Annotated in this window: 19 protein-coding genes; 7 read left to right on the top strand and 12 right to left on the bottom strand. The window is 71.2% G+C overall.

All coding sequences use genetic code 11. The features are described 5' to 3' along the window. Positions 1–18: 18 nt before the first annotated feature. Entirely contained in the window at positions 19–1,056 is a 1,038-nt protein-coding gene (cobC, locus tag CRM89_RS01275) for an Rv2231c family pyridoxal phosphate-dependent protein CobC (protein ID WP_098083036.1), read from the bottom strand. A 44-nt stretch (positions 1,057–1,100) separates the two neighbouring features. Between cobC and CRM89_RS01270 the strand changes: the two genes are divergently transcribed. Both CRM89_RS01270 and CRM89_RS01265 read left to right on the top strand, forming a co-directional pair. After that, on the top strand, positions 1,101–1,601 hold the full coding sequence (locus CRM89_RS01270) for a low molecular weight protein-tyrosine-phosphatase (RefSeq protein ID WP_011208162.1): 501 nt from the start codon (positions 1,101–1,103) through the stop codon (positions 1,599–1,601). Continuing rightward, positions 1,601–2,485, top strand: a complete 885-nt coding sequence (locus CRM89_RS01265; protein WP_098083035.1) for an SURF1 family protein — start codon at positions 1,601–1,603, stop codon at positions 2,483–2,485. The genes CRM89_RS01270 and CRM89_RS01265 overlap by 1 nt, the downstream gene beginning before the upstream one ends. Position 2,486: 1 nt before the next feature. On the opposite strand, the gene CRM89_RS01260 is transcribed toward CRM89_RS01265, so the two are convergent. The 3 genes from CRM89_RS01260 to CRM89_RS01250 form a co-directional block, all read right to left on the bottom strand. Continuing rightward, positions 2,487–3,311 carry a sterol desaturase family protein gene (locus tag CRM89_RS01260; RefSeq protein WP_098083034.1) on the bottom strand — a complete coding sequence of 275 codons (825 nt, stop codon included), beginning with the start codon at positions 3,309–3,311 and terminating at the stop codon, positions 2,487–2,489. 2 nt (positions 3,312–3,313) lie between these two features. After that, on the bottom strand, positions 3,314–4,039 hold the full coding sequence (locus tag CRM89_RS01255; RefSeq protein ID WP_098083033.1) for a FadR/GntR family transcriptional regulator: 726 nt from the start codon (positions 4,037–4,039) through the stop codon (positions 3,314–3,316). 163 nt (positions 4,040–4,202) lie between these two features. Further along, the gene (locus CRM89_RS01250) at positions 4,203–5,120 is read right to left on the bottom strand and encodes a cobalamin biosynthesis protein (protein ID WP_098083032.1); all 918 of its coding nucleotides are present in this window, start codon (positions 5,118–5,120) and stop codon (positions 4,203–4,205) included. 109 nt (positions 5,121–5,229) lie between these two features. Here CRM89_RS01250 and sigJ point away from each other — a divergent pair, with 109 nt between their 5' ends. Next, positions 5,230–6,168, top strand: a complete 939-nt coding sequence (gene sigJ, locus CRM89_RS01245; protein WP_060592694.1) for an RNA polymerase sigma factor SigJ — start codon at positions 5,230–5,232, stop codon at positions 6,166–6,168. Positions 6,169–6,189: 21 nt separating this feature from the next. Here sigJ and ald read toward each other — a convergent pair whose 3' ends face one another. Beyond that, on the bottom strand, positions 6,190–7,305 hold the full coding sequence (gene ald, locus CRM89_RS01240; protein ID WP_060592695.1) for an alanine dehydrogenase: 1,116 nt from the start codon (positions 7,303–7,305) through the stop codon (positions 6,190–6,192). Between the two features lie 239 nt (positions 7,306–7,544). Between ald and CRM89_RS01235 the strand changes: the two genes are divergently transcribed. The 3 genes from CRM89_RS01235 (at position 7,545) to CRM89_RS01225 (ending at position 9,134) form a co-directional block, all read left to right on the top strand. After that, complete coding sequence (locus CRM89_RS01235; protein WP_098083031.1) at positions 7,545–8,072, top strand: gamma carbonic anhydrase family protein; 528 nt, start codon at positions 7,545–7,547, stop codon at positions 8,070–8,072. A 118-nt stretch (positions 8,073–8,190) separates the two neighbouring features. After that, positions 8,191–8,376, top strand: a complete 186-nt coding sequence (locus CRM89_RS01230) for a hypothetical protein (RefSeq protein ID WP_060592696.1) — start codon at positions 8,191–8,193, stop codon at positions 8,374–8,376. A 110-nt stretch (positions 8,377–8,486) separates the two neighbouring features. Next, positions 8,487–9,134, top strand: a complete 648-nt coding sequence (locus tag CRM89_RS01225; RefSeq protein WP_098083030.1) for a TetR/AcrR family transcriptional regulator — start codon at positions 8,487–8,489, stop codon at positions 9,132–9,134. Here the strand turns inward: CRM89_RS01225 and CRM89_RS01220 are convergent. Beyond that, complete coding sequence (locus CRM89_RS01220) at positions 9,092–10,768, bottom strand: Eco57I restriction-modification methylase domain-containing protein (RefSeq protein WP_098083029.1); 1,677 nt, start codon at positions 10,766–10,768, stop codon at positions 9,092–9,094. The two genes, CRM89_RS01225 and CRM89_RS01220, sit on opposite strands and share 43 nt — an antisense overlap. A gap of 141 nt (positions 10,769–10,909) precedes the next feature. Between CRM89_RS01220 and CRM89_RS01215 the strand changes: the two genes are divergently transcribed. Then, positions 10,910–11,602 carry a nitroreductase gene (locus CRM89_RS01215; protein ID WP_011208151.1) on the top strand — a complete coding sequence of 231 codons (693 nt, stop codon included), beginning with the start codon at positions 10,910–10,912 and terminating at the stop codon, positions 11,600–11,602. Between the two features lie 18 nt (positions 11,603–11,620). Here the strand turns inward: CRM89_RS01215 and CRM89_RS01210 are convergent, their stop codons facing one another. The 6 genes from CRM89_RS01210 to CRM89_RS01185 all read right to left on the bottom strand — a co-directional run bounded on the left by CRM89_RS01210 (position 11,621) and on the right by CRM89_RS01185 (position 17,816). Next, complete coding sequence (locus CRM89_RS01210; RefSeq protein WP_228792359.1) at positions 11,621–12,085, bottom strand: helix-turn-helix domain-containing protein; 465 nt, start codon at positions 12,083–12,085, stop codon at positions 11,621–11,623. Between the two features lie 112 nt (positions 12,086–12,197). Then, the gene (locus tag CRM89_RS01205) at positions 12,198–13,631 is read right to left on the bottom strand and encodes an acyl-CoA carboxylase subunit beta (RefSeq protein ID WP_011208149.1); all 1,434 of its coding nucleotides are present in this window, start codon (positions 13,629–13,631) and stop codon (positions 12,198–12,200) included. Between the two features lie 124 nt (positions 13,632–13,755). Continuing rightward, positions 13,756–15,006, bottom strand: coding sequence for a KasA/KasB family beta-ketoacyl-ACP synthase (locus CRM89_RS01200; RefSeq protein ID WP_011208148.1), 1,251 nt, complete (start codon positions 15,004–15,006; stop codon positions 13,756–13,758). Between the two features lie 10 nt (positions 15,007–15,016). Beyond that, positions 15,017–15,316, bottom strand: a complete 300-nt coding sequence (gene acpM / locus CRM89_RS01195) for a meromycolate extension acyl carrier protein AcpM (RefSeq protein ID WP_011208147.1) — start codon at positions 15,314–15,316, stop codon at positions 15,017–15,019. A gap of 125 nt (positions 15,317–15,441) precedes the next feature. After that, positions 15,442–16,356: an ACP S-malonyltransferase gene (locus CRM89_RS01190; RefSeq protein WP_011208146.1), complete on the bottom strand. Its 915-nt coding sequence runs from the start codon at positions 16,354–16,356 to the stop codon at positions 15,442–15,444. Positions 16,357–16,484: 128 nt separating this feature from the next. Beyond that, the gene (locus tag CRM89_RS01185) at positions 16,485–17,816 is read right to left on the bottom strand and encodes a CdaR family transcriptional regulator (RefSeq protein WP_050767980.1); all 1,332 of its coding nucleotides are present in this window, start codon (positions 17,814–17,816) and stop codon (positions 16,485–16,487) included. Between the last annotated feature and the right edge of the window lies 1 nt (position 17,817).

Below are 17,817 nucleotides of genomic sequence, written 5' to 3'. Positions count from 1 at the left end.
CGATTCCGCGGCTCTCGCTCACACCCCCGCCGACCGCAACCCTTCGACCAACCGGTCGACGTCGGCCGACCCGCGGACCGCGACGCGCAGGTGATCCGGGCCCAGCCCCGGGAAGGTGTCCGCGCGCCGGACGGCGATCCCCTGTTCGGCGAGATGTTTGCGGGCCAGTTCGCCGTCGGCCAGGCGCAGCAGCAGGAAGGGGCCGTGAGCCGGGGTGTGGACCTCGATCCCGAGGGCGGTCAGGCGCTCGACCATCGCCGCGCGTTCGTCGGCGATCTCCCGCGCGCGCTGCTCGGCTTCGGCGAGGGCGGCGGGTTCGGCGGTGGCGGTGACGGCCTCGAGTTGCAGGGTGCCCAGGGGCCAGTGCGGGCGGCCGTGGCCGAGGCGGGCGAGCAGATCGGGGTGCCCGAGGACGTAGCCGCAGCGCAACCCCGCGAGTGCCCACGTCTTGGTGAGACTGCGCAGAACCAGCACGTCGGGGACCGACCACCCGGCCAGTGACTCCGGCTCGCCGGGGACGGCGTCGGCGAAGGCTTCGTCCACGACGACGAGGCGACCGGGCCTGCGCAGGGCGCGCAGGGTGTCGGCGGGGTGCAGCACCGAGGTCGGGTTGGTGGGGTTGCCGACGACCACGAGGTCGGCCGCGGCGGGGACGGCGGCGGGGTCGAGGGTGAAGGGCCGGTCGAGGACCACCCGGGTCACCGGGACACCGGCCTGGCGCAGGGCCAGCTCGGGTTCGGTGAAGGACGGGTGGATGACCGCGGCCAGCCGGGGCGCCAGGCGGGGCAGCAGCGCGAAGCCTTCGGCGGCGCCGGCGAGCAGCAGCACTTCGGCGCTGTCGCGGCCGTGCCGGGCGGCGACCGCCGCGACGGCCGCGGCGTGGTCGGTCGCGGCGGGGTAGCGGCCGAGGTCGTCCAGGCGGGCGGCGAGGCGGGCGCGCAGCCACGGCGGCGGGGCGCTGCCCTGCACGTTCACCGCGAAATCGAGCATCCCCGGACGCGCGTCGACGTCGCCGTGGTGGCGCAGCATCGCGTGGTCGACTGTGTCGGAGGGCACGAGTCCCCACCCTACGTGGCGGGCCCGCCCGCTCGACGGCCAGAATGGCTGTCGTGGGTGAGCTGCACATTTCGTTCGTCTGTACCGGCAACATCTGTCGTTCGCCGATGGCGGAGAAGATGGTCGCGCATCATCTGCGCCTGGCCGGGCTCGACGACCGGGTGCGGGTCTCCAGCGCGGGCACCACGGCCTGGCACGTCGGCAACGACGCCGACCCGCGCACGACCGCGACCCTGCACCGCTACGGCTACCCGGTCGGCCATGTCGCCGCCGTCGTCGGCCCCGATCACCGGGACGCCGATCTGCTGATCGCCCTGGACACCGGGCACGAGCGGGAGCTGGCCCGGCTGGGCGTGCCCGCCGAGCGGCGCAGGCTGCTGCGCAGTTTCGACCCGGACGCCGACGGCCCGGACGTGCCCGACCCCTACTACGGCGACGACGCCGATTTCGAACTCGTCCGCGAGCAGATCGAAGCGGCCATTCCCGGCCTGCTCGACTGGGTGCGCGCCGCGCTCGGCGAACCCGTCGCGGAAGGCAGCCGCTGATGCGGCGGCTGACGTTCCTGCTGCGGCCGAGCTGGGTGATCCTCGGCGTGGTCGTGGTGGCCTTCGCCTACCTGTGCTTCACCGTGCTCGCGCCCTGGCAGCTGGGCAAGAACACCGCGACCGAGGAACGCAACCAGCTCATCGCCGATTCCGTCCGCGCCGAACCGGTGGACGTCACCGGGGTGCTCGACGCCCCGGCCGACACCCGGTCCGAGTGGCGGCGGGTGATCGCCACGGGCGGTTTCGTGCCGGAGTCGACGGTGCTGGTGCGGCTGCGTCATCTCGACGGCGCCCCCGGGTACGCGGTGCTGGCGGCGTTCCGGCTCGACGACGGCCGCACGCTGCTGGTCGACCGCGGCCTGGTCGCGGCGGTCGACGGATCCCGCCCGCCGCAGGTGCCCGATCCGCCGACCGGGCCGCAGCGCCTGGAGGCGCGGGTGCGGTTGTCGGAGGGCGTGAGCGCGGAGCGGCCGCCGCTGGTGGAAGACGGCTATCGCCAGGTCTATTCGATCGACACCGCCCAGGCGGGCACCGTCATAGGGCAGCAACTCACCCCGATTCCGGTGGGTGAGCGCGGGGGCTACCTGCAACTCTCGGAAGGCCAGCCGGGCGCGTTCGCCCCGACCCCGCTCCCCCAGCTCGACGCGGGACCGTACCTGTCCTACGGGCTGCAGTGGCTGGCGTTCGGCATCATGGCGCCGCTCGGCCTGGGCTACTTCGTCTACGCGGAGCTGCGGGAACGGCGCAGGGAGAAGGCCGACGGCCAGCCACCGACCACCGACCCCGGCACCACCGAACCCGCGACCGGTCCGGCGGAATCCGCACCCGCCCCCGCGCCGAGCACCGAAGCCCGCCTGGCCGACCGCTACGGCCGCCAGCGCTGACTCAGTCCGCGGGCGCCCACCCGGGTCCGCGGAACAGGTGCCCGAACCGGGTGCGCCAGTCGCGCGCGGCCCGCACGTCCCGCCAGATCGCCACGAACTCGTGGGTGGCCACCCGCACCGGGTTGAAGGTGTCGATGTTCTTGGTCAGGCCGTAGCGCACCCGTTCGCCCTCGGGTTCGAAGGTGCCGAACAGCCGGTCCCAGACGATCAGGATGCCGCCGTAGTTGCGGTCCAGGTAGACGTCGTTGGCGCCGTGGTGCACGCGATGGTGCGCGGGCGTGTCGAACACCCACTCGATCGGCCGCCACAGCGTGCCGACCCGCTCGGTGTGGATGAAGAACTGGTAGAGCAGGCTGATCGACTGCTGGAGCAGCACCATCCACGGCGGGAACACCAGCGCCAGCGGCAGCCAGTACGGCAGCGCGGTGAACGGCGTCCAGGTCTGGCGCAGCGCGGTGGACAGGTTGAAGAACCTGCTCGAATGGTGGGCGACGTGGCTGGCCCAGAACAGCCGCACCGTGTGATGGGTGCGGTGGTACCAGTAGTAGACGAAGTCGTCGGCGAAGAACAGCAGCACCCAGGTCAGCGGGTGATCGGTCGGCAGGTGCAGCGGCGAGGCCAGATACACCGCGGCGTACACGGCGACCACCACGAGCTTCCAGCCGATGTTGATCACCACGTTGCCCAGGCCCATGAGCAGGCTGGTGACGGTGTCGCGGGCGTGGTAGCCGAGTTCGTCGTCGTCGGGCAGCAGATGGAACGAGACCGCCTCGAGCACGAGGCAGACGACGAAGACCGGGATGGCGTGCGCGATGAGGTCGAACATGATCAGGCTTCCGCGACGACGAACTCGCCGGACAGGGCGTCGACGAGACCGCTGAGCAGGGCGTGGGCGTGGCGATGGGCGCCCTCGGGGTCGCGGGCGGCGATCCGGTCGGCGAGCTCGCGGTGGCGGGCCCGGTCGAGGTATTCGCGGTTCAGGCCGAGGCGGACGATCGTCTCCCAGCCGATGTCGGTGTAGCCGGCGACGAGGGTGTTGAGGGCCAGACGGTAGGCGAGGTTGCCGGAGCCGTCGATGACGGCGGTCCAGAACGCCAGGTCGCCGCTGATCAGGTCGTCGAGGGCGGCGGTGGGCTCGGGGTAGTCGGCCGCGGCCGCGACGATGGCGTCCACCCGCCGCGGTTCGGCGCGTTCGGCGCAGAGCCGGGCGGAATCCGCGGCGACCGAGCGGCGCATCTCGGCGATGTCGCGCAGGATGCGCTGGGCGGGCACCGACCCGGACCGGGCCAGCGCCGACAGCAGGTCGAGCCCGCCGTTGGCCCGCCAGTCCAGCACCCGGGTCTTGCCGCCCTGCGCGACCCGGACCAGTCCGCTCTGCTGCACCCGTTTGAGTGCCTCGCGCACGGCATGCCGGTTGACCTGGAACGTCTCGGCCAGCTCCCGTTCCGCGGGCAGCGGCTCGTCCGGGGCGATGCGACCGGTGAGGATCGCGTCGACCAGCTGGCCGAACACGGCATCGGAGACGGCGGTCCGACCGACCACGGCGAATTCCATGCGTGCCAGTGTGAGGCACGACACGTCAACAGGTCAACTGGTTGGACCAATCGTGTCCGCGTACCACCGTCGTGCTCGTGGCAACGGTGAGCGTGAACCGGGAAGCGCCGTCGTCTCGCTCGGACGCGCGAGTTGCTTCGCGAGAACTGAACGCCCGAACCGCTCAGCGGCGCAGCATCGCCGCGGCAGCCGCCACCGCGACCGCACCCACCTGCACCGCCTCCGACAACCGCACCGCGCGCCGCAGGTCCGCGACCGTGGGCGCGGGACCGTCACCGAGGGTGGGCCGCAACTCGGTGCCGTGCCGATAGCGGGTGCGCCCGCCCAGCCGCACCCCCAGCGCACCCGCCATGGCCGCCTCCGCCACACCGGCATTGGGGCTCGGGTGTTTGCCCGCGTCCCGCCGCCAGGCGCGCAGGACTGCCCCGGGACGGCCGCCGACCACCGGTGCGAGGGCGGCGGTGAGCAGGCCCGTCAGGCGCGCCGGGAGCAGATTCGCCACGTCGTCGGTGCGGGCGGCGGCCCACCCGAAGCGCCGGTAGCGTTCGTCGCGGTAGCCGATCATCGCGTCGAGGGTGTTGATCGCGCGATACCCGAGCAGGCCGGGCACCCCGGCGATCGCGCCCCACACCAGCGGGCCGACGGCGGCGTCGGAGGTGTTCTCGGCGATGGATTCCAGTGCGGCGCGGGCCAATCCGTCGGCGTCGAGCACGGCGGGGTCGCGTCCGCAGAGGGAAGGCAGCAGGGCGCGCGCGCCGTCGACGTCACCGGATTCCAGCCGCCGCGCCATCGCGCGTCCGGTGCGGGCCAGGCTGCGGCCACCGAGCGCGGTCCAGGTGGCCAGCGCGGTCGCCGCCACGCCGCCGCGCCGCAACACCAGCCCGAACCCGACCACGGCGCCCACCGCGACCGACTCGTGCAGCAGTCCGGCCGTGCGCCGGTCGGCGTAGGTAACCGATTCGAGAGCCAGTGCCGCCGATCCGAATCCGGCCACCGGATGCCACCGGCGCGGATCGCCGAGCGCCCGGTCGAGCGCGAATCCGAGCACCAGACCGGCCGCGGTCGACTTCCCCGTACGCACGCGGGCAGCCTAGCGGTCCGCGGCGGCGGCGAGCCGGCCGGATGTCACACTCGTCTCCCCGGCGTCGTCAGCTGTACGACCCTGCCCGCACAACCGAAACGGTGGACCGATGACCTCCTTCGACCCGGACGCCGCGCCCGACACCGCCGAACTGGCCAGGCGCTTCGAGGAGCACCGCCCCTACCTGCGCAGACTCGCCTACAGCACGCTGGGCAGCCTCTCCGACGCCGAGGACGTGGTGCAGGAGGCGTGGCTGCGGTTGCAGCGACACCGCCAGACGGCGGGCGAGATCGAGAACCTGCGCGCCTGGCTCACCACGGTGACCGGCCGGCTCGCGCTGGACCACCTGGGGTCCGCACGGGCGCGGCGCGAGCAGTACGTCGGCGAATGGCTGCCCGAACCGGAGGTCTCCACCTGGGACGACCCGGCCGACCGGATCGCACAGGACGAGCGGGTGACCACCGCGCTGCTGGTGGTGCTGGAGTCGCTGTCACCGGCCGAGCGCACGGCGTTCGTGTTGCAGGAGGTGTTCGGCATGAGCAGCCCCGAGGTGGCCGAGGTGGTCGGCCGCACCCCGGCGGCGGTGCGCCAGCTGGCCTCGCGGGCCCGCAAGCACGTCGAGCAGGGCACGCCGCGGTTCCCCGCCTCACCCGACGAGCAACAGAAGGTGGTGTCCGCGTTCGCGCTCGCGTGGCGGTCGGGCGACCTCGGCGCGCTGCTCGGCGTCCTGGACGGCAAGGTCACCCTCACCGCCGACGGCGGCGGCAAGGTGCCCGCCATCCGCCAGGCCGTGCGCGGCGCGGAACTGGTCGCCAAGCTGCTGCTCGGCTGGTACCAGGTCCAGTCGAACCGGCCGGCGTGGGGCCGCTTCGTCCTGGTCAACGGCGAACCCGGCCTGCTGGTCTTCGACGGCACGCACACCGGCGTGTTCGCCTTCACGGTCGACGCGGGCCGCATCGTCGCCATCGACATCGTCCGCAACCCGGACAAGCTGCGCGACCTGCCGGTCGACGGACAGCCGGACTGGTTCATGCGGAGCGAGGACTAGCGCGGCCCCGACCCGACCCGCTCAGCCCGCCAACCCCATCGGGCGGGCCTCACCCAGTCCGTGCGCGGCGGCGACCTGCGGGGACAGCAACCGACCGTCCTCGGCGGTGACGCCCGCGGCGAGGTCGGGCCGGGCCGAACATGCCTCGCGCCAGCCGAGGTCGGCGATGGCGAGCACGTAGGGCAGGGTGGCGTTGGTGAGCGCGACGGTGGCCGTGTGCGGTACCGCGCCCGGCATGTTCGCCACGCAGTAGTACAGCGAATTCGCCACGTAGAAGGTCGGATTGGCGTGGGTGGTCGGCCGCGAGCCCTCGAAGCAGCCGCCCTGGTCGATGGCGATGTCGACCAGCACCGAGCCGGGCCGCATCGCCGCGACCATCGCCTGGGTCACCAGTTTCGGCGCCCGCGCACCGGGCACCAGCACCGACCCGACGACGAGGTCCGCGCGCAGCACAGCCCGCTCCACCTCGGCGGCGTTCGACGCGATGGTGCTGACCCGCCCCTGGAAGCGTGCGTCCAGCGCCCGCAGCCGGACCAGATCGGTGTCGAGCACGCTCACCCTGGCGCCCATCCCGGCCGCCACCGCCGCCGCGTTGCCGCCGGCCACCCCGCCGCCGAGCACCACCACCTCGGCGGGCCGCACGCCCGGGACGCCACCGAGCAGCATCCCGGCCCCACCGAGCGGCGCCAGCAGATGGTAGGCACCGACCTGCGCGGCGAGCTTTCCGGCGACCTCGCTCATCGGCGCCAGCAGCGGCAGCGAGCCGTCGGCGGCGCGCACCGTCTCGTAGGCGATGGCGGTGATGCCCGACCGCAGGATCGCCTCGGTGCACTCCTTCGAGGCCGCCAGGTGCAGGTAGGCGAACAGCACCTGCTCGCGCCGCATCCGGTGGTACTCCGGTTCGATCGGCTCCTTGACCTTCAACACCAGCTCGGCCTCGCCCCACACCTCGTCGGCCTCGGCCACCACCCGCGCCCCCGCCGCCCGGTAGGCCTCGTCCCCGAACCCCGATCCCGCGCCCGCACCTCGCTCGACGAGCACCTCGTGCCCGTGCCGCACCAACTCCGCCGCACCGGCGGGCGTCAGGGCGACGCGGAACTCCTGCGCTTTGACCTCCCCCGGCACACCGATTCGCATACCGCCATCGTGAACCTCCCGCGCCCGATTCGCCACGTTCCGGCGAAAAATCCTCCGGCGAGTCGCCGAGATGACCGGCAGAAGTGGCATGCGGAGCCCTTCTCGGCCCGAACTCTTTCATGAGCGGACGTGGTATCCGCATCCGACCATCCGCCGAGGCGCGTCCTTCCGATCGAGCCATGCCGCGGCGCCGCCGGGCTGCCGAGCCGACGCGCCGGGCACCGGGTTAGTTTCGACACATGAGGATTGAGGTCGGCGGGTTCGCGCCGGAGATCGAGGAGAGCGCCTGGCTGGCGCCCAACGCCACGGTGATCGGGCGGGTGCGGCTGGCCGCGGAGGTGAGTGTCTGGTACGGCGCGGTGCTGCGCGGCGATCTGGAGCAGATCATCGTCGGCGAGCGCACGAACATCCAGGACGGCTGCGTGCTGCACGCCGACCCCGGCGTTCCGCTCAACGTCGGCAGCGGAGTGTCGGTGGGACACAACGCGATCCTGCACGGCTGCACCATCGGCGACGACGTGCTCGTCGGCATGGGCGCGACGGTGCTCAACGGCGCGGTGGTCGGCGCGGGCAGTCTGATCGCGGCCAACGCGCTCGTGCCGGAGGGCGCGCAGATCCCGCCCGGCTCGCTGGTGGCGGGGGTGCCGGGCAAGGTGCGGCGGGAATTGAGCGAGGCGGAGCGGGACGGCATCCGCCTCAACAGCGCCGTCTATCTGCACAACATGGCCACCCATCGCGGCGCGCGCACGCTGTGGGCGCGAGAGTGATACACCGCACAATGGTCAATTGACCAGGATCCGGCGCTGATACCATTTTGCCTGCATGCGCGCAGTTCCGCGAGTCGGCGCGGCGCGCATGATGCGGTAACTGGCAGGAGGTACCACGGTGTCGTACCAGGATTCGAGTATGCACCGGCCCAAGGGGCGGATCAGCGTGGCCGATATCGCGGCCCAACCGGGGGGAATCGAAGCGCTGCAGCGGCGGGTTCACGAATTACGCGCGCGCGGCGTCGATTACGCGGCCAACGCCATCGAGCGGGAAATGGCGGATCTGGACCTACCGCGGATCTAGGGGTGGATACCGGACCGTACCGTACCGGGTGGATGAAATAATGATCCTCCCTCACCCGCAGCGTCGCGCCGCCACGCATCCGGCGGCCGTGCCGAAGGACTGGAGATCCGATGCCCGCCGTCCCCCCCATGCTCCAGCGCATTCTCGACAAGCCCGTCGCCGACGGGGAGAAACTGCTGGAGAGCGCGCTCTCGGCCTTCCTGGATTTCGGTATCAAGCGCACCAGCATGGGCGAGATCGCGCGGCGGGCGGGGATCAGTCCCGCCACCCTGTATCGGCGCTTCGAGTCCAAGAACGAACTGGTGGAAGCGGTCAGCGTCCGTGAGGCGCAACGGTTCGTCGAGTACATCGACAAGCGGGTGCAGACGGTCGAGGGCACCGAGAACCAGTTGGTGGAGATCTTCGTCGCGTTCATCACCGCCATCGCGGGCAACGAACTGCTGCGCCGGCTGCTGCGCACCGAACCCGACCTGATCCTGCCCCGGCTCACCACCGAGGCCGGTCCCGTCCTCGCGGTGGGCCGGGTCTATCTTGCCGAGAAGCTGCGCGAGCTGGCCGACACCGACATCGACGCGGACCTGGTGGCCGAGATCATGGCGCGCCTGGCACTGTCGCTCGCGCTGACCCCGGACGGTCTGATCCCGCTCGCCGACATCAACGCCGGGCGCGACTTCGCCCGCCGCACCCTGCTGCCGATGGTCGGGGTACACCGCGCTCAGGAGACGCCGAACGCCGCGGCCACCAGCGCGTCCAGCTGATCCGCCGAGCCCCGGCCCGCGATCAGCTCCGCGACCTCCTCGACGATGCGGCGGGCGGGCGCGCCCGCCGGGTCCGGCAGCGGCAGGCGCGAGACGTACTGGGTGATCCATCGCCGCCTGCCCGAATAGAGCCGGTTGCCGCACACCGCGTCGTAGTAGCGCTTCCCCAACGGTGAATTGGCCACGCCCATGAGCAGATAGGCCAGCTCGGCCGAGCCGCCGAGGTCGGCCAGCGAGATCCAGTAGCAGTCGCCGTTCACCACCGCCCCCGAATCGTCGAGCGCGAAACGCGGCTGCTCGCTGATGTCGGGGAACACCACCTTCGGCACCCGCCACAGGTGCGGGCGCTGCGGCACCCAGATCTCGTACCACTGCCGGCCGCTGCCGGTGAGGTACTCGCGCGCCGCCAGCGCCGCCCGGTGTCGTTCGAGATACGCTGCGGCACCGGGGAATTCCGCCAGGTCGACAGGGGCACGTTGCCGTTCGGACCGATCGTAGGGATACAGCACCTTCGTCACGGGCGCCCGGTCGATCCGCCACGGAGCCAGATCCCGGTGGGTGATGAGATCCAGCAGCAGCTGCGGCTCCGGCCGCGGTTCGACCGCCGCCCAGTCGTCGCGGATGAAGACCCGGTCCGCGTTGGTCTTGATGCCGACGCGCACCTTCGCCACCTCGCCGATCGTGCGCCAGGTGCGCGCGCCGATCGCGGCCAGCCAGGAATCCAGCACCGGATGCGACATCCGCCAGGGCGCATCGGGGGCCGACGGCCGCCGTGGCCGATCGCCGCCGGAGTTCCCCGGCTCCCCCGTCGCCAGCGTGCCCACCTCCACGGCGAACGTGCGGCCGTTGTGCCCGACCACGGTGGGCGCGTCGCCGAGCAACGCCTCGAAAAGACCGCCGCCGGAGCCGGTCCCGTCGCCCGGGATCTCGTAGGCCGAGACGTGCCGGCACACACCGCCGGTGCGCGCGCTGACGGCCACGGTGATCGCAGGCAACACCGCGGCCGCGAACAACTTCGTGTCGCCGAGGTCGTACAACTCGACCGGGGGTAGTTCCCGCAGCAGCACGGCACGGATGTTCGCGCCCGCCTTGGTGGTCAGAAACCGATTGGCGCACAACAGGCCCAGCACCCCCGCGGGCCGCAGCAGGCGCGGTGCGACGGTGACGAACGGGTGGGTCAGGTCGATGCGCCCGTGCAAGCCGAACTCCCGGCTGAGCAGGCGGGCGGTGTCGGCGCCGAGATGCTGCACCCGCACGTACGGCGGATTGGTGATGATCGCGTCGAACCGGCCCGGCCCCAGCCGGGCGGCTTCGGACAGGAAGTCGCCGGTGTGCCAGTCGGCCACCATGCCCGCGGCGGCGGCCCTGGCCCGGGCCCGGGCGAGTGCGGATTCGTCCAGGTCGTATCCGGTCATCCGGATCGGAACACCGGGCCTCACCCGGGCCGCTTCCCGGTGCAGGGCGAGCAGCAACTCCCCCTCGCCGCAGGCCGGATCGAGAACCTGCCACCCCGCCGCCGACGCGGGCGGCAGATGCGCGAGCACCCGTCGCGCGAGGAAGCGCGCCAGCTCCGGGGGCGTGTAGTGCCTGCCGTGCCGTTTCCGCTCGCCCGCGTCGCGGGCCGGGGCGCCCATGCCAGGGGATTCTGCCCTGCCGCGGCGCGTTCCGGGCCGAGACGAGCCGGACGGTTTCCGCCGCGCGCAGCCGGTTCCGCGACGACCCGCGGACCGCTAGCATCTAGTCTCAAAATGGAACTGATTGAAGGAGGCGGGTCCATGAGCCCGACCAGCACGCCGACCGCCGAGCAGGCGGCACTGGCCCGGATACTCGACGGGCGGTACACCTGCCGCCAGTTCCGTCCCGACCCGGTGCCGCGCGCGACGATCGAGACCCTGCTGCGGATGGCCCAGCGCACCCCGTCGTGGTGCAACACCCAGCCCTGGCAGGTGGTGGTCACCGAACCCGCCGCCACCGACCGGTTCCGCAAAGAACTGCTCGAACACATCCAGACCGCCACCCCCGCACCCGATCTGCCGTTCCCCGGCCAGTACACCGGCGCCTACCGCGACCGGCGGCGCGAATGCGGCAAGCAGCTCTACGAGAGCGTCGGCATCGCCCGCGGCGACAACGCCGGCTCCATGCGCCAGATGCTGCGCAATTTCGAACTCTTCGACGCGCCGCACGTCGCGATCGTCACCACCGAGGCCGAACTCGGCGTCTACGGCGCGGTCGACAGCGGCCTCTACATCGGCACCTTCCTGCTGGCCGCCCAGAGCCTCGGCCTCGGCGCCGCCCCGCAGGCCGCGCTCGCCGGCTATTCGCCGTTCCTGCGCAGCCACTTCGGGATCCCCGAGCACCGGCAGGTGGTGGCGGGCATCAGCTTCGGCTACGCCGACACCGAACACCCGGTGAATTCCTTCCGCACCACCCGCGCGGACCTCGACCAGGTGGTCACCTTCGTCGACTGAGCACGCGACGGCGCGCGGTCACCCCGCGGACTGCTCGCGCAGCAGGCCGGGCCCCAGTTCCGGCACGATGTCGCGAGCGGTCACCTCGGCGCCGCAGCTGTCGCATTCCAGCCGCACCCGCGCCTCCCCCGCGCAGTCGCGATGGCGGTAGCGCACCGGCGGGCCGTCCGGCGCCATGTAGGTGTCACCCCACGCGCGGATCGCCATGAGGACGGGGTAGATGTCGTGCCCCTTCCGCGTCAGCCGGTACTCCTCGTACGCGCCCTCCGCGGCCTTCTGCTTCACCAGGATCCCGTGCTCGACGAGCCGGTCCAGCCGGTCCTGCAACCGCCCCCGGGAAATGCCCATCGCGCTCTGGAAGGCGTTGAACCGGCGCACCCCCGAGAACGCGTACTTCAGGATCACCAGGGTCCACCGGTCCCCGAGCACGACCAGCGGGCGCGTGATCGAACACGGCTCGTCGGCAAGATCCTCGTAGCGCATCATCCGATGCTACCCAGCGCCGCATCTCCCGGCGGCCACGGAAAGCAGCAGGCCCCGGGATCGCTCCCGGGGCCTGCTCGCCCGATCTCAGGTCACAGCCCCGACCTGAGGATCACAGCGGAATGTTCTTGTGATGGCTCGGGCGCGCGGGCGCGGCGGCCAGCGCGGCGGCGATGACGCTGCGGGTCTTCGCCGGGTCGATGACCTCGTCCACCACACCGATCGCCAGGGCGCGGTCCACGCCACCCGCGATCTTCTCGTGCTCGGCGGTGAGCCGCTCGTGCAGCGCCTCGCGCTCCTCCTCCGGCGCGGCCGCGAGGGCCTTCTTGTGGAGGATGCCGACCGCGGCCTTGGCGCCCATCACGGCCACCTCGGACCCCGGCCAGGCGTAGACCGCGGTCGCGCCCAGCGAGCGGGCGTTCATCGCGATGTAGGCGCCGCCGTAGATCTTGCGGGTCACCAGCGTGACGCGCGGGACGCGGGCCTCGGCGAAGGCGTGCAGCAGCTTGGCGCCGCGGCGCACCACGCCCTCCCACTCCTGGCCGACGCCGGGCAGGTAGCCGGGGACGTCGGTGATGACGATCAGCGGGATGCCGAACGCATCGCACAGCCGCACGAACCGGGAGGCCTTCTCGGCGCTCTCGGAGTTCAGGCAGCCGCCCAGCCGCAGCGGGTTGTTGGCCAGCACGCCGACGGTGCGCCCGCCGAGACGGCCCAGACCGACCACCATGCTGCGCGCGTAGCCGCCCTGCAGCTCCTCGAACGAGGACTCACCGTCGACGTTGTCGAGCAGCTCGTGCACGATCGGCTTGACGTCGTAGGCGCGCTTGGGCGAATCGGGCAGCATCGCCTGCAGGTCGACGTTGCCGTGCTCGGCCGCCACCAGGTCGAATTCGCCCTGCTCGGCGAACATCGAGACCAGCTTGCGGGCGCGGTGCATCGCATCGGCCTCGTCGTCGGCGACGATGTGGCAGACGCCGGACTTCTTGCCGTGCGTCTCGGGACCGCCGAGGGTGGCCATGTCCACCTGCTCGCCGGTGACGCTGCGGACCACGTCGGGGCCGGTCACGAACACGCGGCCCTCGGGCGCCATGATCACGATGTCGGTCAGCGCCGGGCCGTAGGCCGCGCCACCGGCGGCGAAGCCGAGCACGACCGAGATCTGCGGGACGCGACCGGACGCGCGCACCATCGCCTCGAAGACCAGGCCGACCGCGTGCAGCGCCTCGACGCCCTCGGCGAGCCGGGCGCCGCCGGAATGCCACAGGCCGACCACGGGAACGCCGGAATCGATGGCGGTGTCGATGGCGTCGACGATGTGCTTGCAGCCCTCCACGCCCATCGCGCCGCCCATGACGGTGGCGTCGGAGCAGTAGGCCACGGTGCGCACGCCGTCCACCTCGCCGATCGCGGCGAGCACGCCGGACTTGTCACGCGGGTGCAGGGGCAGAACGGTGCCGGGATCGAAGAAACGCTGGAGCCGACCCATCGGATCGCGGGGATCGGTCGCGGTTTCCGGTTGAAACGCGGGAGCCATGATTGTCATCGCGTTTTCTCCTCAATCAAGAGTGTGTGCCGCCACAGCGGCTGCGTAAGTCGAAACACCGGTGGGGTCGAGCCGTGGTGTTCGGCCGACCCCACCGGGGATCGTTGAGCAGTCAGTCGAGCGGCTATGCGCGACCGAAGGCGAGGGCGACATTGTGCCCGCCGAAACCGAACGAGTTGTTGATCGCGTATTCGATTTCCTGGCGGCGGGCCTCGCCCTTCACCACATCGAGATCGATCTCCGGGTCCTGGTTGTCCAGGTTCAACGTCGGCGGCACGATGCCGTCGCGGATGCTCAGCACGGTGAGCACCGACTCGAGCGCGCCCACGGCGCCGATCGAGTGGCCGAGCGCCGACTTGGGCGCGTAGACCGAGGGGTGGTTGCCCACGGCCTTGTTGATCGCGTTGGCCTCCGCCGTGTCACCGATGGGGGTGGCGGTGGCGTGCGCGTTGATGTGGGTGATGTCCTGCTTGGTCAGGCCGGCGGACTGCATCGCGCGGGTCATCGCGCGGGCCGCGCCGGTGCCCTCCGGATCGGGGGCGACCAGGTGGTAACCATCGGAGGTGATGCCCGCACCCAGCAGGCGGGCATGGATGGTGGCGCCACGAGCCTTGGCGTGCTCCTCGGTCTCGAGCACCATCAGGGCGCCGGCCTCGCCGAAGACGAAACCGTCGCGATCCTTGTCGAAGGGCCGCGAAGCGCCCTTGGGATCGTCGTTGCGGGTGCTCATCGCGCGCATCATCGAGAACGCGGCGATCGGCACGGAGTCGATGTAACCTTCGACACCGCCGGTGACGACCACATCGGCGTCACCCATCACGATCATCCGCCACGCGTTGGCGATGGCTTCCGAACCCGACGAGCACGCCGAGACCGGAGTGACCACTCCCGCCCTGGCCTTCAGCTCGAGTCCGACACAGGCGGACGGACCGTTCGGCATGACCATCTGAACAGCCAGCGGCGAGATCTTGCGATAGCCACCGTTCTTCAGCTTGTCGACCGAGTCGATCAGCGCGTCACCGCCGCCGAGACCGGTGCCGATCGCCACAGCCAGGCGGTCGGGGTCGACCTCCGGGCTGCCGGCGTTCTTCCACACCTCGCGACCCAGAACGGTCGCGAGTCGCTCGACGTACGCCATGCGACGGATCTCGACCCTGCTCAGCAGGGTGTCGGGGTTGACCTTCAGGTGTCCGCCGATGCGAACAGGGAGGTCGTACTCCTCGATGAAGGAATCCTCGAGAACGTCGATGCCGCTCTCGCCGTTGAGGAGTCCCTTCCACGTCGCATCGACGTCGCCCGCGATCGACGTGGTAGCCGCCATGCTCGTCACGACGACGTTGGGGAAATTCCCGTTCAAGGTGGAAGGAGTGGTCACTGTTTCGGCCCTACTCGGCGTCGAACTTGGCCTTGAGCTCCGCGGCCGCGTCAGCGTTCTCGGCCTCGAGCTTCTGGATGTAGGCGACAGCGTCGCCGACCGTCTTCAAGCTGGCCAGATCCTCGTCCGGGATCTTCACACCGTACTTGTCCTCGGTCTGCACAGCGATCTCGACCATGGACAGCGAGTCGATGTCCAGGTCATCGACGAAGGACTTCTCGAGCGTCACCTCGGAGGGTTCGATGCCCGTCACCTCTTCGATGATCTTGCCGAGTTCCTCGACGATTTGTTCCTGGGTCAGAGCGGCCACTTGGTGGCTCCCTTCTTGTTACTTTGTAGGGCTTCTGTGTGGTTTTTCGGACCGCGCCCGCCGGGAGTTACCGTCGGTTCGGTCACGACCGGGCGTCATTTCCGGCGCACGGTCGCGCAGGAAAGCTAGCCGGAGGTTCCCAGCGCGGCCAACGCGGGGAGGTCGTCGGGGGTCTTGAGCGCCAGGTTCGGCGTCCCCTTCAGTTCCCGCTTGGCGATGCCGACCAGCGTTCCCGCGGGCGGCAGCTCCGCCACCCCGGCCACGCCGGCCTGCCGGACGGTCTCGGTGCACAGGTCCCAGCGCACCGGCCGGGTGACCTGCGCCGCGAGCTTCTCGATCGCGTCACGGCCCGAGCTCACCGGCTTGCCGTCGTAGTTCGACAGCAGGGTCCGGGTCGGCTCACCGGGCGTGATCTGCGCGATGGCCTTGGCCACCGCATCCTGCGCCGGTGCCATGAAGGCGGTGTGGAAGGCGCCCGCCACCGGCAGGGCACGCACCCGCGCCTTCTCCGGCGGGTTCGCGGCGAGCTCGGCCAGGGCGTCCAGCCGGCCCGCGGCCACGATCTGGCCCACCGCGTTGCGGTTGGCCGGAACGAGGTCCAGTTCGGACAACCGCGCCAGCACGGCGGCCTCGTCGCCACCGAGCACGGCGGACATGCCGGTCGGTTCCAGCGCGCACGCCTTCGCCATCTCCGCGCCGCGGATGGCGGCGAGAGTGACCGCCTCGTCCGGGGTGATCACCCCGGCCACGGCGGCGGCGGCGAACTCGCCGACCGAATGCCCGGCCACGATGGTATCCGCCGGCAGCGCATCCTGCCCGATCTCCGCGTAGGCGAGCAGCGCGGCGGCGACGACCAGCGGCTGGGTCACCGCGGTGTCGACGATCTCCTCGGCTGTCGCGGTGGTGCCGAGCCGGGCCAGGTCGAGGCCCGCGGCCTTCGACCACAGGGCGAGGCGATCATTCGCGCCGGGGAGTTCGAGCCAGGGCGCGAGCATGCCGGGTGTCTGAGACCCCTGTCCAGGGGCGAACAACGCGATCACGCCTCTAAGAAAACACTGTGAGCGCCACCGCAGGAGATGTCGGCGCGAATGAAGCTTGTCGGCCGCTTTTGTGGGGGTCCCACAAAACGCCACGTGGGTTGTCCCGATCGACCGATTCCCCTCGCGCGTTACAGCCCTTCCGAACCGATCGTGGCCTGCGATGCCTCTGGGGCAGGGGGTGACGATTCGTTACGCATTCGTGTCAAACGACCCACTGTGGCTGCGATCCGGAGTACATAGGCGTCCCGCGGATTCATCGGATCACGGCCCGTGATCTCGGCGATGCGCTTGAGCCGATAGCGGACCGTATTTGGATGGACGTACAGCTGACGCGCGCACGTCTCCACGGCTCCGCCGCAGTCGAGATAGGCATCGAGGGTATCGGCCAGCGCCGAACCCGCCGCGGCCAACGGGAGGACAACATACTCGTTCAGCGCGTCGATTGCACCTCGGTCCCCCAACAGGGCTCGTTCCGGCAACAATTCCGCGGCGTGGACCGGCCGCGGCGCCCCGCGCCAGCCCACGACGGCCTCCATACCGGCCAGCGCCTCGACCGCGCTGGCGTGCGCCGCGCCCAGGGTCCGCACGGTCGGGCCGATGACCACCGGCCCGTCGGAGAACACCTCGGCCAGCAGATCGGCCAGGAACGGCGAGGCATAGGAATCACCGAGGTGACCGCTGACCACCATCACCAGCCGGGCGCCCTGCACCACCGCCAGCGCGGCGCGCCCGTGCCGGGCGGCGATGGTGTGCACCGCTCCCACCGAGGACACGCCCTGCTCTCCCGGCGGCGTGCCCACCAGCACCGTGGCCGGTGCGGTGGCGTCCCAGTTCAGGGTGGCCGCCCGCGAGAGCATGTCCGGCCCGGTGTCCCCGCGCACGACGGCATCCACCACCAGGGCCTCGAGGCGGGTGTCCCACGCGCCGCGCGACTCCGCCGCGCTGGCGTACACCGAGGCGGCCGCGAACCCGAGCTCGCGCCCGTATCGCAGCACCGCCTCGGTGAGCGCCACCAGCTGACGGTCGTTGCGGGCCAGTGCGGGCAGCCACTGTTCGAAGAACTCCATGGCCACCCGCACCATGTCCACGGTCTGGCGCAGCGTGAGCCGCCGCGCCAGATCCTGCGGGATCACCTGGAAGGCGTCCAGGCTGAACCGGATGTCACTGTCCGGGTCCTGCAGCCACTCCAGGAAGTTCACCACCGCGGTCTGCACCAGCATCTGCACGCCCGCGCGTTGCGCGGCGTCCAGATCGGCGAAGAACGGCAGCCGATCCTGCATCGACCCCACCGCCTCGGTGGACAGGCGGCCGGAGAACTGCTTCACCCGTTTGAGCAGCGTGTCCGGCAGGGGGTCGCGGGTCTGGCGGTTCGGCGAGAGCGCGCCCGTGGGCAGATACACCTCGTGCTCGGAGGAGCCTTCGGAGATCCGTCTCGGCCGCGGCGGTTTACGGTCCACCATC

The sequence above is a fragment of the Nocardia sp. FDAARGOS_372 genome (assembly GCF_002554515.1).
GTDB lineage: Bacteria > Actinomycetota > Actinomycetes > Mycobacteriales > Mycobacteriaceae > Nocardia > Nocardia farcinica.
This window is presented reverse-complemented; position numbering and strand designations above follow the sequence as displayed.